The 13,575-nt window shown below is 61.5% G+C and carries 14 protein-coding genes; 8 read left to right on the forward strand and 6 right to left on the reverse strand.

Annotation, left to right across the window (positions count from 1 at the left end):
• Positions 1 to 141 precede the first annotated feature (141 nt).
• The 6 genes from HJC04_RS17300 (at position 142) to HJC04_RS17325 (ending at position 6,720) form a co-directional block, all read left to right on the forward strand.
• On the forward strand, positions 142 to 1,038 hold the full coding sequence (locus HJC04_RS17300) for a LysR family transcriptional regulator (protein WP_210629060.1): 897 nt from the start codon (positions 142 to 144) through the stop codon (positions 1,036 to 1,038).
• Positions 1,039 to 1,365: 327 nt separating this feature from the next.
• Positions 1,366 to 1,914, forward strand: coding sequence for an NUDIX hydrolase (locus HJC04_RS17305; RefSeq protein WP_221122506.1), 549 nt, complete (start codon positions 1,366 to 1,368; stop codon positions 1,912 to 1,914).
• Between the two features lie 63 nt (positions 1,915 to 1,977).
• Entirely contained in the window at positions 1,978 to 3,477 is a 1,500-nt protein-coding gene (locus HJC04_RS17310; protein ID WP_210629062.1) for an inorganic phosphate transporter, read from the forward strand.
• A gap of 18 nt (positions 3,478 to 3,495) precedes the next feature.
• Positions 3,496 to 4,233: a 16S rRNA (uracil(1498)-N(3))-methyltransferase gene (locus HJC04_RS17315; protein ID WP_210629063.1), complete on the forward strand. Its 738-nt coding sequence runs from the start codon at positions 3,496 to 3,498 to the stop codon at positions 4,231 to 4,233.
• 145 nt (positions 4,234 to 4,378) lie between these two features.
• Positions 4,379 to 5,752, forward strand: a complete 1,374-nt coding sequence (locus HJC04_RS17320) for a glutamate--cysteine ligase (RefSeq protein WP_210629064.1) — start codon at positions 4,379 to 4,381, stop codon at positions 5,750 to 5,752.
• Positions 5,753 to 5,850: 98 nt separating this feature from the next.
• Positions 5,851 to 6,720, forward strand: coding sequence for a DUF937 domain-containing protein (locus HJC04_RS17325; RefSeq protein WP_210629065.1), 870 nt, complete (start codon positions 5,851 to 5,853; stop codon positions 6,718 to 6,720).
• A gap of 85 nt (positions 6,721 to 6,805) precedes the next feature.
• Here HJC04_RS17325 and HJC04_RS17330 read toward each other — a convergent pair whose 3' ends face one another.
• On the reverse strand, positions 6,806 to 7,105 hold the full coding sequence (locus tag HJC04_RS17330) for a DUF1127 domain-containing protein (RefSeq protein ID WP_210629066.1): 300 nt from the start codon (positions 7,103 to 7,105) through the stop codon (positions 6,806 to 6,808).
• 204 nt (positions 7,106 to 7,309) lie between these two features.
• Here HJC04_RS17330 and HJC04_RS17335 point away from each other — a divergent pair, with 204 nt between their 5' ends.
• Positions 7,310 to 8,266 (forward strand): LysR substrate-binding domain-containing protein, encoded by a 957-nt coding sequence (locus HJC04_RS17335; RefSeq protein ID WP_210629067.1) that lies wholly within the window; start codon positions 7,310 to 7,312, stop codon positions 8,264 to 8,266.
• Positions 8,267 to 8,272: 6 nt separating this feature from the next.
• On the opposite strand, the gene HJC04_RS17340 is transcribed toward HJC04_RS17335, so the two are convergent.
• The 3 genes from HJC04_RS17340 to HJC04_RS17350 form a co-directional block, all read right to left on the reverse strand.
• Entirely contained in the window at positions 8,273 to 8,905 is a 633-nt protein-coding gene (locus HJC04_RS17340) for a TetR family transcriptional regulator (protein WP_210629068.1), read from the reverse strand.
• Positions 8,906 to 9,133: 228 nt separating this feature from the next.
• Positions 9,134 to 9,550, reverse strand: coding sequence for an MAPEG family protein (locus HJC04_RS17345; RefSeq protein ID WP_210629069.1), 417 nt, complete (start codon positions 9,548 to 9,550; stop codon positions 9,134 to 9,136).
• 105 nt (positions 9,551 to 9,655) lie between these two features.
• On the reverse strand, positions 9,656 to 10,411 hold the full coding sequence (locus HJC04_RS17350) for an SDR family oxidoreductase (RefSeq protein WP_210629070.1): 756 nt from the start codon (positions 10,409 to 10,411) through the stop codon (positions 9,656 to 9,658).
• Positions 10,412 to 10,502: 91 nt separating this feature from the next.
• Between HJC04_RS17350 and HJC04_RS17355 the strand changes: the two genes are divergently transcribed.
• Positions 10,503 to 11,420, forward strand: a complete 918-nt coding sequence (locus HJC04_RS17355) for a LysR family transcriptional regulator (protein ID WP_210629071.1) — start codon at positions 10,503 to 10,505, stop codon at positions 11,418 to 11,420.
• An 8-nt stretch (positions 11,421 to 11,428) separates the two neighbouring features.
• On the opposite strand, the gene HJC04_RS17360 is transcribed toward HJC04_RS17355, so the two are convergent.
• Together HJC04_RS17360 and guaB are read right to left on the reverse strand one after the other, a co-directional pair.
• Positions 11,429 to 11,983, reverse strand: coding sequence for a hypothetical protein (locus HJC04_RS17360; protein ID WP_221122505.1), 555 nt, complete (start codon positions 11,981 to 11,983; stop codon positions 11,429 to 11,431).
• A 2-nt stretch (positions 11,984 to 11,985) separates the two neighbouring features.
• A complete protein-coding gene (gene guaB / locus HJC04_RS17365; RefSeq protein WP_210629073.1) occupies positions 11,986 to 13,470 on the reverse strand; it encodes an IMP dehydrogenase in 1,485 nt (494 codons plus the stop codon).
• Between the last annotated feature and the right edge of the window lie 105 nt (positions 13,471 to 13,575).

Below are 13,575 nucleotides of genomic sequence, written 5' to 3' on the forward strand. Positions count from 1 at the left end.
TGACGACCGGAAGTCACAGCGGTAAGATGACAGCGGGAAGGGCCGCCAGCCTCTGTCGCCGGTGAACCGGCTTAGCACTTTCCCGAAAGTGGCGCAAATGCTAAGCACTTATGCCAAAAGGGGAAAAAGTCTGAAAACCTTATGACCAATCTGGGTGATCTCGAAATTTTTGCCAAGGTCGTTTCGACGGGAAGCATGTCGCTCGCCGGGCGGGCGCTCGGCTGTTCCCCAGCCGTCGTCTCCAAGCGCATCAAGCGGCTGGAGGACCGGCTCGGTACCCGGCTTTTGCAGCGCACGACGCGGCAGATCTCGCTGACGGAAGCCGGACAGGGTTTTTACGACCGCGTTCTCGGCATTCTCGCCGGGTTGGAGGAGGCCGAATTCTACATTTCCGGCCGCTCGGCGCAAATGCACGGCACGCTGAAGATCTCGGCGCCGACCTCCTTCGGTCGCATGCATATCGCGCCGCATCTGAAGGCGTTCATGCAGGCGCACCCGGAGCTTGCGATCAACCTGGTGCTGACCGACGAATTCAGCGACATCGTCGGCGGCGGTTTCGATCTGGCGATCCGGATTGCCGAACTGACCGATTCCAGCCTCGTCGCCCGACGGCTGGCGCCCGTGCGCCGGCTGCTCTGTGCTTCGCCGGATTACCTGGCCGCGCATAGCGAGCCCAGGCATATCGACGATCTGAAACACCATCGCTGCCTGCCGGCGCACAATAACGACACCTGGCGGCTGAACGGGCCGGACGGAGCCCTCAGCCTGCGGCCAGACGGCATGCTGATCACCAATTCCAGCGAGGTGATCCGCGAGGCCGTCATCGCGGGGCTCGGGATCGCGCTGCGGTCCACCTGGGATATCGGCGAGGAACTGAAGGCCGGCCGTCTGGTGCAGGTGCTGCCCGCCTATGAGGGCTCGCACAATGTCGCGCTCTCGGCCGTCTATCCTAGCCGGCAGTTCCTGCCGGCCAAGGTGCGGCTGTTCATCGACTATCTGAGCGAGCTTTACGGGCCGATCCCCTATTGGGAGCGCTGATGGCGGCCCGTAACCGCGGCACGAAAGTGCACGAAGCAAGGCAGCGGTGGGACAGCGAGGCATGGTTACCACATTTTCAAAAATGCTGGTGGAACAATTCGTCCCGCCATTGATTAGGGGTCCGGACGAAGCCATATTGTACACCTGTGCAACATGGCGCATTCGAAACAGGATGTGACGGTTTTTTTGAGCCTGCCCCAGCCCGATTTCCCCTATGAACGGCGGTTAAATCATGTTTCGGACCGTCGCGGCTTTGGATTGTGTCAGCGTTCCGTGATACACGCATATGAGTGATTCCTAACAACCACTGTAAAGGTGACCCGACAATTGACTCTTCTCGCCCGATTGGCCTCCGATGTGCGACTGATGTTCCGGCGCCCGCCGCGACAGCAATATGGTGCGCTCTGCTACCGGTTGAAGAAGAAGAGCGGTGAAGTCGAGGTACTCCTGATGACGAGCCGCGACACCGGCCGCTGGGTCATTCCCAAGGGCTGGCCGATGAACGGCAAGTGCGCCCATGAGGTCGCCCTGCAGGAAGCTCTGGAGGAAGCCGGCGTTCGCGGCTCCGTCGAGGCGGAAACGCTCGGTTCCTACACCTATCCGAAAGTGCTGCGCGACGGTGTGCAGGTGGTTTGCAAAGTGCAGGTCTATGCGCTTGAGGTCACCGACATGGCGAAGAACTTCAAGGAAAAAGGCGAACGCACCATCGAGTGGGTCTCGGTCGACGAGGCGGTGAGCCGCGTGCGCGAACCGGAGCTTCGCAACCTCTTCCTCGCCTTCAAACAAAAGATGACCGACAAGCTTTCAGTCAGACCGGCGAAGCGAATTCCGGTGGCCAAAAAAGGTCCGGCGGCCAAGCAAATTCCAGCGGAATGAATCCTGCCATCTTGCACTGCTAGGAAAGCAGCGTAGAAGCAGCTTCATCCCTCAGGAAAAAGAATGCCGCCCCGTCCCGCAGTTCTTACCAAACGCACGCTCGATAAAGACCTCGATAAAATCACCTATGTCGAGGACGCGGCAAAGCACGTTGCGCGACTGCTGGTGGCACCCGGGCTCGGGCTGATTTTCGTCGGCCTGGTCATGCTCTTTGCCGGCGTCTATGTCTTCGACCGTCCGGGCGCCGTACTCGTCGTGGCGGCAGCGGCCCTTGCCGGCTACATGGCGATGAATATCGGCGCCAACGACGTGACCAACAACGTCGGTGCGGCCGTCGGTGCACGCGCCATGACGATGGGCCAGGCGCTGGTCATTGCTGCGATCTTCGAGGTCTTGGGCGCCACGATCGCGGGCGGCGAAGTGGTCAAGACGATTTCCTCCGACATCGTCGATGCTGGCCAGGTGTCGCCGGCGGTGCTCGGCTGGATCATGATGGCGGCGCTGACCGCAGCCGCCCTTTGGATCAACCTTGCAACCTGGATGAACGCGCCCGTTTCCACCACGCATGCGATCGTCGGGGCGGTGATCGGGGCCGGCATCTCAGCTGTGGGGCCGGAGCCGGTGAATTGGCGGGTAATGTTCGAGATCGCCTCGAGCTGGATCACCTCGCCGCTCCTTGGCGGACTGATCGCGGCCGGCCTGCTCTATCTCGTCAAGACGCTCATCATCTATCGCGACGACAAGATCGCGGCGGCGCGGCGTTGGGTACCGGTGCTGGTCGCGACGATGGCTGGCGCCTTCATGGCCTATATGGTGCTGCAGCTGTCGCCGATCGGTAGATTTCCGCCCTTCACCGTCATTCTGATCGGGATCGCCATCGGGCTGGTGACCTGGCTTATCGCCCGGCCGCTCGTCCTCGTCCAGGCGCGGGATCTTGAAAACCGCAACAGTTCACTGCGGGCGCTGTTCCGGCTGCCGCTGATCGGCTCGGCGGCGCTGCTATCCTTCGCGCATGGCGCAAACGACGTTTCGAACGCGGTCGGGCCGCTTTCGGCGATCGTCCATTCGGTCGGCATCGGCGGCGTTGGCGGCGTCGGCCATTCGCCCCTCTGGGTGATGCTGATCGGCGCCTTCGGCATCTCCGTCGGCCTGCTGCTCTTCGGGCCACGGCTCATCCGCCTCGTCGGCGAGGAGATCACCAAGCTCAATCCGATGCGCGCCTATTGCGTCGCGCTGTCGACCGCTTTCACCGTCATCGTCGCCTCTTGGCTCGGCCTGCCGGTCAGCACCACCCATATCGCCGTCGGCTCCGTCTTCGGCGTCGGCTTCTTCCGCGAATGGTATACGCGCCATTCGAAGCGCCGCATCGCCTATATCAGGCGCAAGACGGAGAGCTTCGATATCGACGAGCCGGAGGAGCCGAATATCCACGAGAGGCGGCGACGCTATCTGGTGCGGCGCTCGCATTTCATGACGATCATCGCCGCCTGGATCATCACCGTGCCGGTTTCGGCAGCGCTTGCGGCGATGATTTATTGGGTTATGTTCGCGCTCTTCGTTTGAGATCCCGAGTTTTTTCCAATGCGCGCCAATTTCCGCATGCAACGACTTTTCGTCGACGCGCCGCTTTCCAGCGGCGCCGTCGTGGAGGCGAATGCCGACCATTTCAACTATCTCGCCAACGTGCTGAGGATGGAGGACGGCACAGACATCCTGCTCTTCAACGGCCGCGACGGCGAGTGGCGGGCGACGCTGTCCTTCCCGACGCGCAAACGCATCCTGCTGACGGCAACCGAAGAGACGCGGCCGCAGCCGGCGGCCACGGACCTGCACTATCTCTTTGCCCCGCTCAAAGTCGGCCGCATGGATTATCTCGTGCAGAAAGCGGTGGAAATGGGCGCCGGGCTGCTGCAGCCTGTCATGACCCAGCATGTGCAGGGGAAGATCACCAATCTCGACAAGCTGCGCGCCAATGTCGTCGAGGCGGCGGAGCAATGCGGTATTCTCGGCATCCCCGCCGTGGCCGAGCCGGTGAGGCTTTCCGACCTGCTCGACCATTGGCCGAGCGAGCGCCGCATCATCTATTGCGACGAGGGTGACGCCGGGCAAAACCCGCTGCCGGTGCTGGCAGCCATCCAAGAAAGGCATCTCGCTCTGCTCGTCGGGCCGGAAGGCGGCTTTTCGGAGGATGAGCGGGCGCGGCTTCGAAGCCTCGATTTCGTCACTGCCATTCCGCTCGGACCTCGCATCCTCCGGGCCGATACGGCCGCTGTTGCGGCGCTGGCAGTGGTCCAGGCGGCGATCGGCGACTGGACATGACCGGGAAAACGGGTTGACGCGGAAATCACTGCTGTTTTTTTGATGCGTCGTTGAAAGAATTTCACTTGCAACATACGTGGCTTGGGTCCTAATCACCTTCCAATTGCCCGGCCCCCTGGGCGCCTTTTGAATACAGGTACCCCGCATGGCCCGCGACACTACCGACCAGACACCGCTATCTTCCGTTCAGGAATTGACCGATTACATCGCCGCGGGCAACAAGCCGCGGGAGCGCTTCCGGATCGGCACCGAACATGAGAAGTTCGCCTTCTTCCGCGCCGACAACAGCCCGGTTCCCTACTTCGGCGATGCCAGCATCTCGGCCCTGCTTACCGGCCTGCAGAAAAAGAGCGGCTGGGAGCCGATCATGGACGGCGGCAACATCATCGGCCTTGCCGAGCAGCACGGCATGGGGGCGATCTCGATCGAGCCCGGCGGCCAGTTCGAACTGTCAGGCGCGCCGCTGGAGACAATCCACCAGACCTGCAGGGAATCGAACCAGCACCTGGCGACGCTGCGCGAGATCGCCGAACCGATGGGCATCCGTTTCCTCGGCATCGGCGGCAGTCCGAAATGGACCTATGCCGAAACCCCGCAAATGCCGAAATCGCGCTACGAGATCATGACCCGCTATATGCCGAAGGTCGGCACCAAGGGCCTAGACATGATGTATCGCACCTGCACGATCCAGGTGAATCTCGATTTCTCCTCGGAAGCCGACATGCGCCAGAAGATGCGCGTCTCGATGAAGCTGCAATCGCTGGCGACCGCGCTGTTTGCATCCTCGCCCTTCACCGAGGGCAAGCCGAACGGGCTGCTCTCCTGGCGCGGCGATATCTGGCGCGATGTCGACAACCAGCGCTCGGGCCTGCTCGATTTCACGTTCCGCGACGATTTCGGCTTCCGCGATTATGCCGAATGGGCGCTCGACGTGCCGATGTATTTCATCGTCCGCGACGGGCACTATCACGACTGTACCCATGTGACCTTCCGCCAGTTCATGAACGGCGCGTTGAAGGGCGAGGTCGCCGATCCGGCGCCGACGATGGGTGACTGGACAAACCATCTTTCCACGCTCTTCCCGGACGTGCGAATGAAACGCTTCCTCGAAATGCGCGGCGCCGACGGCGGCCCATGGCGGCGCATCTGTGCGTTGCCCGCTTTCTGGGTCGGCCTGCTCTACGACGATGCGGCCCTTCAGGCCGCCGACGAGCTGACGAAGGATTGGAGCTTTGCCGAGATCGGCGCCCTGCGCAATGCCGTTCCGGCGCAAGGGTTGAAGGCCGAGTTTCGCGGGCATGCGCTGCTCGAGGCGGCGCGCGAGGTCGTCGGCATCTCAAGGGCCGGCCTCAAGGCGCGCGGCAGGCTTAACGGCGAAGGCCAGGACGAAAGCATCTTCCTGGCGCCGCTCGACGAGGTGCTTGCCAAGAAGGCGACGCTCGCCGAGGATCTGCTGTCGCTCTATCACGGCCGCTGGCAGGGTTCCGTCGAACCGGTCTTCGAGGATTATCAGTACTGAGATCGTCCTAAGCCCCTCTGACAAAAAGCCGTTTGCGTATTACCATTTCCGGATATAGTGACGTCACAACGCGTCACGACTCGGGGAAAGGGACCTCCATGCTGCCACTCTTCGATATGATGATGCAGGCGCAGAACGGCGCGGCGATGGAAGCGATCGCCCGGCAATTCAACCTGGCGCAGGAACAGGCGACGAAGGCCATGGCGGCGCTGATGCCGGCCTTTTCCGCCGGCCTGAAGCGCAGCACCGGCAATCCTTACGATTTCGTCGGGCTGATGCAGGCCGTCGCCTCCGGCAATTACGCGCGATATTTCGAGGATATGAGCCGGGCCTTCACGCCGGAGGGCATTTCCGACGGCAACAACATCCTTGCCCAGTTGTTCGGCTCCAAGGAGGTTTCGAGGGCGATCGCAGCCCAGGCCGCCCAGATGACCGGGATCGGACAGGACATCTACAAACAGATGCTGCCGGTGCTGGCCGACACGCTGATGGGCGGGCTCTTCAAGCAGACGACCGGCCAGATGGCCTCTCCTGTCAACCCCTTCGCCAACACGGCGATGGGCGAGAGCATTCAAAAATGGCTTGAGAGTACGGGCTTTGCGCCGAAGCCGAAGGCAGCCCCGGAGTCCAGCATTTTCGACAATCCCTTCACGCAGGCGATGCAACTGATGTTTTCGATGCCGAAACAGCAACCGGCGCCTGCCCCGAACCCATTCCTCGACAATCCTTTCGCCAAGGCCTTCCAGGAGATGATGGCCGGGCTCGGCCAGCAACCGGCAGCCCAGCAGCCTACCGCGAAGACGCCGGAGGCTCCGAAGGAAGAGGCGAAGGTCAATGCCGACAGCTATGCGGAGATGTTGAACGCCATGTTCGACAGCGGGCTGGAAGTGCAGAAGAGCTACCAGAGGAATCTGGAGGCGATTTTCGAAACTTACCGGCCGAAGCCTTCGCCTGACCCTAAGACATAAAAAGACCCGGCGATGGCTGGGAAAGCCGATCGCCGGGTCAAGCGGCAGGGCTATTGGCTATCACCCTGCGGGGAAACTTGCGCTCCTACTCGTCGCAGGAACGGAAGAACTGCAGGCGCCAACGATTGCGCGCCGAACGCGTCAGATGTTCCGACGGATCCTCGAAAAACGTCGAGGCCAGGAACGCCGAGGTCAGATCGGCCCTGGTGAGGCCGATATCTCTCAGCTGCGTATCATTCAGATCATGCAGCGCGTTGATCTCCATGCGATTGCGAAACACGCGAAAGAGGAAGGTCAACGGGGCGAGGCCTGCCGCCAGACGCTGGGAAAACGTCGGGGTAAGCTTGCCGCAGTCGAGTTCTAGTGTCCGGTCTGTCGTGTGCATCGAACTCTCCTTTCTTTCGGGGCACGCAACAACCCACCCCTGCCGCGAGGTCGTGCGGAAGGGAGCAGGCTGAATTCGGCTCGGACAGGCAGGGTGTCTGTCCTTCACTTTGCTTGATTTGCATCCCGAAGATGCCAAAGACCTATTGATCAGTCCAACGAATGTTTCTAATGATTATCATCAGCTATCTTTATAGGTGAACCCATGTCCGCGCCTCTTGATCTCGACCAGTTGCAGACTTTCATCGCCATCGTCGATTCCGGCAGCTTCACCAAGGCCGCCGACAGGGTCTACAAGACCCAATCCGCCGTCTCCATGCAGATGCGCCGTCTCGAAGAGCGCATCGGCAAGCAGCTGTTCATCAAGGACGGCCGCGGCAATCGGCTGACGGTCGAGGGTGAAAAACTGCTCAATTACGCCCGGCGCATCATCCGCCTCAACAATGAGGCGATCGCCGCCTTTGACGACAACAGGCTGGAGGGGACGCTACGCATCGGCACGCCGGACGATTACGCCGACCGCTATATGCCTGAGATCATCGGCCGTTTTGCCAAGACGCATCCGAATGTCGAGCTTTACATCGTCTGCGAGCCGTCGATGGACCTTGCCGAGCGCATGCACAAGGGCGAGCTCGATATCGCCCTCGTCACCCACAATCCGCGCGAGCGCATGTCCGATGTGGTCAGAACCGAGCCGCTCTGCTGGGTCGGCTCGGCCAACCATCCGATCCGCGACGATGCGCCGGTGCCGCTAGCCGTTGGCCGCCGCGACTGCCAATGGCGCCAGCTTGCCTGCTCGGCGCTCGATGCCGTCGGGCGCGAGCACCAGATCCTGTTCACCAGCTGGTCCTGCACCGTCGTCGCCGCGGCCGTGCTTGCCGGTATGGCGGTCTCGGTGATGCCGGAATCGGCGCTGCGGACGGGCATGAAGGTGCTGAGCCAGGCCGACGGTTTCCCGGCGCTGCCGCCGGTGCAGATCGGCATCATGAAACGGCCTGGCGTCTCGCTGTCGCTGATGAACGCAATCACGGCCCATATCACTGCCTGCCTCGACAACATCACGCCGGCTGTCGTCGACGACGGGCTGGAAGCGGATGTCAAATCCGCCCAGGCGCGCCTTTATCCGCGGCTGAAGGCTGCCAATATGGTGCCGAGCTGGTAGAAGTCCTCAGGCGACGCTCGCGGCAAAAAGGGAGGCGCGGATGACGCGTTTCCACTCGCCGAGCATGCGCTGCGCTATGGCCTCTTCGCTGACGGCCGCAAGTCGGATGACGGCGCCGATCAGGTGGCTAAAAAGGTAAGTGCGCGCGAACATTTCCTCGTCGCAACGGTCGGGAGCCAACCGGCGTACAGCGTCATCGAAGATACCAGCGACGCGACCGCTATGCTCGATATTCAGCCGAAGCAGATCCTGATCGGTCTCGGTTCCCATCCAGACGCCGAGATAAACGGGATCGTCGCGATAGGATTCGTAATACCAGTCGATGGTGGCGCAGACGAGATCGAGGGCCTGGTCGAGGGACTGCACGTCGCTGAACATCGCCGCCGTCTTCGCCTGAATCGCCGAAGCGTGCTGGTCGAACAGGGCTTTGACGATCGCCGCCTTCTCCGGGAAATACTGGTAAACCGAGCCGATCGGCACCTTGGCGGCGACCGCGAGTTCCGTCATCCGCATGGCGCTGACGCCCTTTTGGGCGATTATCTTGGCGGCGGCAGCGAGGATAAGATCCAGCCTCTGGATGCTACGCTCCTGCTTCGGCTTCCTGCGCAAGCCGATGCGATCCATGCTTTCCGCGCCCATGTCGTTCCCATTCTTATTGTTTCGCGCCGCAGGCTATCTACCACCACCGCGTCGAGCGGATATGACATTGCAGGCCTTCATCAGCGGTAAATGGAAACGCTCAGATTTTAACGATAGGCAAACGCGTGAGAAATCAGGCTCCTAGGCCGCATTGCTCTGATTGACGAGGGCGCAAAAAACGTCAGATAGTTGTAAAATCCGGCAGATTGCCGCCTGCGCACATCGCCGTCAGCCCATCGCCATCCAGATGGCGAGCCAACCCCACATGGCTGCAAGCACCAGATAACCGGCAGCAAAGATCGGGCTGCGGTAACTGAGATCATTGCTGGTGACGTGAATGGCGGCATGAGCGTAACGCAGAGCGACGAAGAGCCAGGCGAGGCCGAGGGCGACAAGATTGTCGGCCTCGGCGATATAGAGAAGAATGCAGCAGGGGTAAAAGAGTACAGGCAATTCGAACTGGTTGGCGAGGCAATTCTTGACGACAAGGCTTTCGGCGGGTTCGTCACGATTTTCGCGATAGTCCTGTTTGCGGATCTTTCCGACCCGCACCATTTTCCCGCGTCTCAGGCCAAGAAGCGCGTAGAGACCATAGACCAGGGCCACATGGGCAAGGAGTGGCCAGAAGATTTCATAGCCGGTCATGATCGCCACTTCCTTTCCGCTTTATATGCCGTTGGCAGCATTAGCGGAAAGGATAAGCGGATGCCAGCGGCTCGCCGCTGTGCAACCGCAAACCCGATATTGTCTTCACACCTGGGCGCTGCCGCCATCGACGAAGAGTTCGGCACCGCTGACGAAGCTGGAATCCTCCGAGGCAAGGAAGAGTGCGGCAGCGGCAACTTCCTCGGCGCGACCGACCCTGCCCATAGGCACCTGGGCTGCCAAGGCGTCGAGCAAGCCCTGCTGCTGCGTTGGGTCCTTGCCCGCCAATTCGACCAGTCCAGTCGTTTCCGTCGGGCCAGGACTAAGCGTGTTGATCCGAATGCCGCGATCCTTCAAGTCGAGGATCCAGTTGCGCGCAAAGCTGCGCAAGGCGGCTTTCGATGCGGCGTAAACGCTGAAGGCGGGTGTGCCGGTCGAGCCTGCGGTCGATCCCGTCAAGATGATCGATGATCCTGGCGAGAGCAGCGGCAAGGCCTTCTGCACCGTAAAGAGAACCCCCTTCACGTTCCGATCGAACGTGTCGTCATACTGCTCTTCAGTGATTTCGCCGAGGGGCAACATGGAGCCGCCACCGGCGTTGACGAAGAGCACGTCAATTTTCCCGGATTCTGCCTTCACCCGTTCATAGAGGCGATCGAGGTCGGCGAGATTGGCTGAATCCGCCTGAATTCCCACAACCTCGCCGCCTATCTCAGCGATTGCTGCATCGAGAACATCCTTGCGGCGACCCGTGATAAAGACCCGGGCGCCCTCGGCTACGAAGCGCTTGGCCGTTGCAAGGCCGATGCCCGAAGTGGCGCCCGTGATAACCGCAATCTTTGCGTTCAGTCGTTGTGTCATTGTCGTCTCCTTGGTTCGACTGAAGCTGAGATATGGACGAAAGCATCGTTGCGGAATAGAAAGAGTTGAAAGCCATTGTTTCAGGAATGAAATGACAAAGTTTCCCGATTTCGAGGGTCTGGCGATGTTTGCGAAGGTCGCGGAAGAGCGTTCCTTCCTTCGGGCTGCGCAGACGCTCGGCGTGTCGGTGCCGACCGTTTCGCGAGCCGTCAGCCGTCTTGAGCACAGACTCGGCGCCAGGCTCTTCAACCGGACGTCCCGGCAGCTGGCGTTGACCGAATTCGGCCTGCGACTGGTCGATAGCGCCGCACGAATCTATGCCGAGGCCGAGAGGGCGGAGGACGCTGCCCGGGAGATTGCCACCCGGCCGAAGGGTCTCATCAGGCTTGCCGCACCGATGGCCTTCGGGACGCGCTGGCTTGCCCCGGTCCTGCCTGATTTTTTCGAGCGCTTTCCGGAGATTTCCATCGACCTGCACATGAGCGATGCCGTCGTCGATATCGTGGGAGAGGGTTTTGATGCCGCGCTCAGAATCGCAGTACTGCCGGATTCGTCCTTGGTCGCGCGAAGGCTGACGCCGGTGGATCGCTTCATTCTCGCTGCACCCGCATATCTCGACCGGTACGGCGTGCCGGAACATCCGCGCGACCTAGCGGCTCACCATTGCCTGGGATACGCCTATAGGGCGCGACAGGATGTCTGGCGCCTGCGCAACAGTGAAGGCAAGGAGGAGGTCATCGTGCCAAGTGGCTCTCTCAAGGCCACAAATTCGCAAGCCTTGGTGCCAATGGCGCTAAGCGGCCTCGGGATCATCGAACTTCCGGAGTTTCTCGCGCATGACTATCTGATAGACGGCCGGCTGAAGCCGATTCTTCCCGACTGGACACTGCCGACCGGCGCACTGTATTTCGTCACACCTTCCGCGCGGAACCGGCCAGCGAAGGTCGAGGTACTTTCCGATTTCATGATGGCGAGACTGTCAAATCCGGTTTGGCGGCGAAGGAGCTGATAGCCACTTCAGTCCTGGCGTGGCGACAGCCAACGGGCAATTGCAAGCCGGGCCGCGACGATGAAGCAGATAGCGAGGCTTGCGAATTTCAACCGCGTCATCCACGGCAGCACGTGCATTGCAAGACCTGCGGACGCGCTGTTGCCGAAGGCAATCAGACTGGAAATGTTCTCGCCGTAGTCGGAGATGCCGTAGATGAAAGGCAGCAGAGAGATCGCCTTGGCTATGAGCGGATGAAGTGACCGGCCGAACCACGAGCCGACGGGACCAAGCCTGAGGAAGACGACGAACAGCAGCGCCGTCAGCAATGCCGGAAAGATCAGCTCCGGCCCGAAATACATGGCGCTGAGCAGTTTGGCCGCCGTCTTATTTTCATCGAGCAGCTTCTGCATGTGGAAGACGGTCGATTCGTCGTAGCCGGCGAAGTAGGTGTCGAGCACCGCCTGCCCGGTTTCGTGCTTGAAAGGAACGACGAAGCCGAAGGTCGTCCAGGCGAGCACGGCAAGGCAAAGGGCGGCGAGCAGCGCGACGATCCAGAGCGGAATTGCGCTGCCCGCCTTCATGATCAGAGGCCGGCGCCAGGATAGTTCGGGCTCTCGCGGGTGATCGTCACGTCATGGGCGTGGCTTTCGCGAAGGCCGGCGCCGGAGATGCGCACAAAGGTGGCGCGCTCCTGGAAATCCTTCAGGTCCTTGCCGCCAACATAACCCATGGCCGCCTTGAGACCGCCGGCGAGCTGGTGGACGACGGCCGAGACCGGTCCCTTGTACGGCACCTGGCCCTCGATGCCTTCGGGCACGAGCTTCAGCGTGTCGCGCACCTCAGCCTGGAAATAACGATCGGCCGAACCGCGGGCCATGGCGCCGACGGAGCCCATGCCACGATAGGCCTTGAAGGAACGGCCCTGGTAGAGATAAACCTCGCCTGGGCTCTCGTCGGTGCCGGCGAGGAGCGAGCCGATCATGACGGCAGAAGCACCGGCGGCGATCGCCTTGGCAAGGTCGCCGGAGAATTTGATGCCGCCGTCGGCGATGACGGGCACATCCTGATCCTGGGCGGCCTGGACGGCCGACATGATGGCGGCGAGTTGCGGAACGCCGACGCCGGCGACAATGCGCGTCGTGCAGATCGAACCCGGGCCGATGCCGACCTTGACGGCGTCGGCGCCGGCATCGATCAGCGCTCGGGTGCCGTCATAGGTGGCGACGTTGCCGGCCATGATCCTGACCGAGTTGGAAAGCTTCTTGACCCGGGCGACAGCATCGAGAACACGCTGCGAATGGCCATGGGCGGTATCGACGACCAAAAGGTCGACGCCGGCCTCGATCAGGCGTTCGGCCCGCTCGAAGCCGTCATCGCCGACGCTGATGGCGGCGGCGGCGCGAAGCCTGCCCTGCGCATCCTTGGAGGCGTTCGGGTTCAGCTGCGACTTCTCGATATCCTTGACGGTGATGAGGCCGACGCAGCGGCCTTCGGCGTCGACGACCAGCAGCTTCTCAATACGATGCGAGTGCAGCAGGCGCTTGGCTTCCTGCTGATCGACGCTCTCCTTGACCGTGACCAGATTGTCCTTGGTCATCAGCTCATGGATCTTCTGCTCCGGATCCGAGGCGAAGCGGACGTCGCGGTTGGTGAGGATGCCGACGAGGCGGCCGGACTTCTCGACCACCGGGATGCCGGAGATGCCATGCGATTTCATCAGGGAGAGCGCTTCGGCAAGCTTCGCCTCCGGGCCGATGGTGACCGGATTGACGACCATGCCGCTTTCGAACTTCTTCACCTGGCGGACCTCTTCGGCCTGCTCGATCGGCGTCAGGTTGCGGTGGATGACGCCGAGGCCGCCGGCCTGGGCCATGGCGATCGCCAGCCGGCTCTCGGTGACGGTATCCATGGCCGAAGAGAGGATCGGGATGTTGAGATCGAAGTCGCGGGCGATGCGGGTTGCGATATTCGTCTGGCCGGGCATGACCTCGGAATGGCCGGGCTGCAGCAGCACGTCGTCGAAGGTAAGCGCGTCCGCGCCGGTTGCCGTTTCAATGATGCGGGCCATGGCCAAATTCCTTCAGTTAAGAAAATGCAACCCGTCCCGGAAACGAATCGTCCGCCCCGGCGGTGTGCATGAGTTGCTTGGAAGTTGGCGAGGGCTGGTAACACG

Origin of the sequence: Rhizobium sp. NLR8a, from assembly GCF_019685235.1 — a bacterium.
Taxonomy (GTDB): domain Bacteria; phylum Pseudomonadota; class Alphaproteobacteria; order Rhizobiales; family Rhizobiaceae; genus Rhizobium.

Bases quoted from the DNA above. Each gene is read 5' to 3' on its own strand.
- HJC04_RS17350 (WP_210629070.1), bottom strand. From the start codon at position 10,411: ATGACACAACGACTGAACGCAAAGATTGCGGTTATCACGGGCGCCACT.
- HJC04_RS17340 (WP_210629068.1), bottom strand. From the start codon at position 8,905: ATGGGCGCGGAAAGCATGGATCGCATCGGCTTGCGCAGGAAGCCGAAG.
- HJC04_RS17355 (WP_210629071.1), top strand. From the start codon at position 10,503: ATGACAAAGTTTCCCGATTTCGAGGGTCTGGCGATGTTTGCGAAGGTC.
- HJC04_RS17330 (WP_210629066.1), bottom strand. From the start codon at position 7,105: ATGCACACGACAGACCGGACACTAGAACTCGACTGCGGCAAGCTTACC.
- HJC04_RS17315 (WP_210629063.1), top strand. From the start codon at position 3,496: ATGCGCGCCAATTTCCGCATGCAACGACTTTTCGTCGACGCGCCGCTT.
- guaB (WP_210629073.1), bottom strand. From the start codon at position 13,470: ATGGCCCGCATCATTGAAACGGCAACCGGCGCGGACGCGCTTACCTTC.
- HJC04_RS17325 (WP_210629065.1), top strand. From the start codon at position 5,851: ATGCTGCCACTCTTCGATATGATGATGCAGGCGCAGAACGGCGCGGCG.
- HJC04_RS17300 (WP_210629060.1), top strand. From the start codon at position 142: ATGACCAATCTGGGTGATCTCGAAATTTTTGCCAAGGTCGTTTCGACG.
- HJC04_RS17320 (WP_210629064.1), top strand. From the start codon at position 4,379: ATGGCCCGCGACACTACCGACCAGACACCGCTATCTTCCGTTCAGGAA.
- HJC04_RS17310 (WP_210629062.1), top strand. From the start codon at position 1,978: ATGCCGCCCCGTCCCGCAGTTCTTACCAAACGCACGCTCGATAAAGAC.
- HJC04_RS17360 (WP_221122505.1), bottom strand. From the start codon at position 11,983: ATGAAGGCGGGCAGCGCAATTCCGCTCTGGATCGTCGCGCTGCTCGCC.
- HJC04_RS17345 (WP_210629069.1), bottom strand. From the start codon at position 9,550: ATGACCGGCTATGAAATCTTCTGGCCACTCCTTGCCCATGTGGCCCTG.
- HJC04_RS17335 (WP_210629067.1), top strand. From the start codon at position 7,310: ATGTCCGCGCCTCTTGATCTCGACCAGTTGCAGACTTTCATCGCCATC.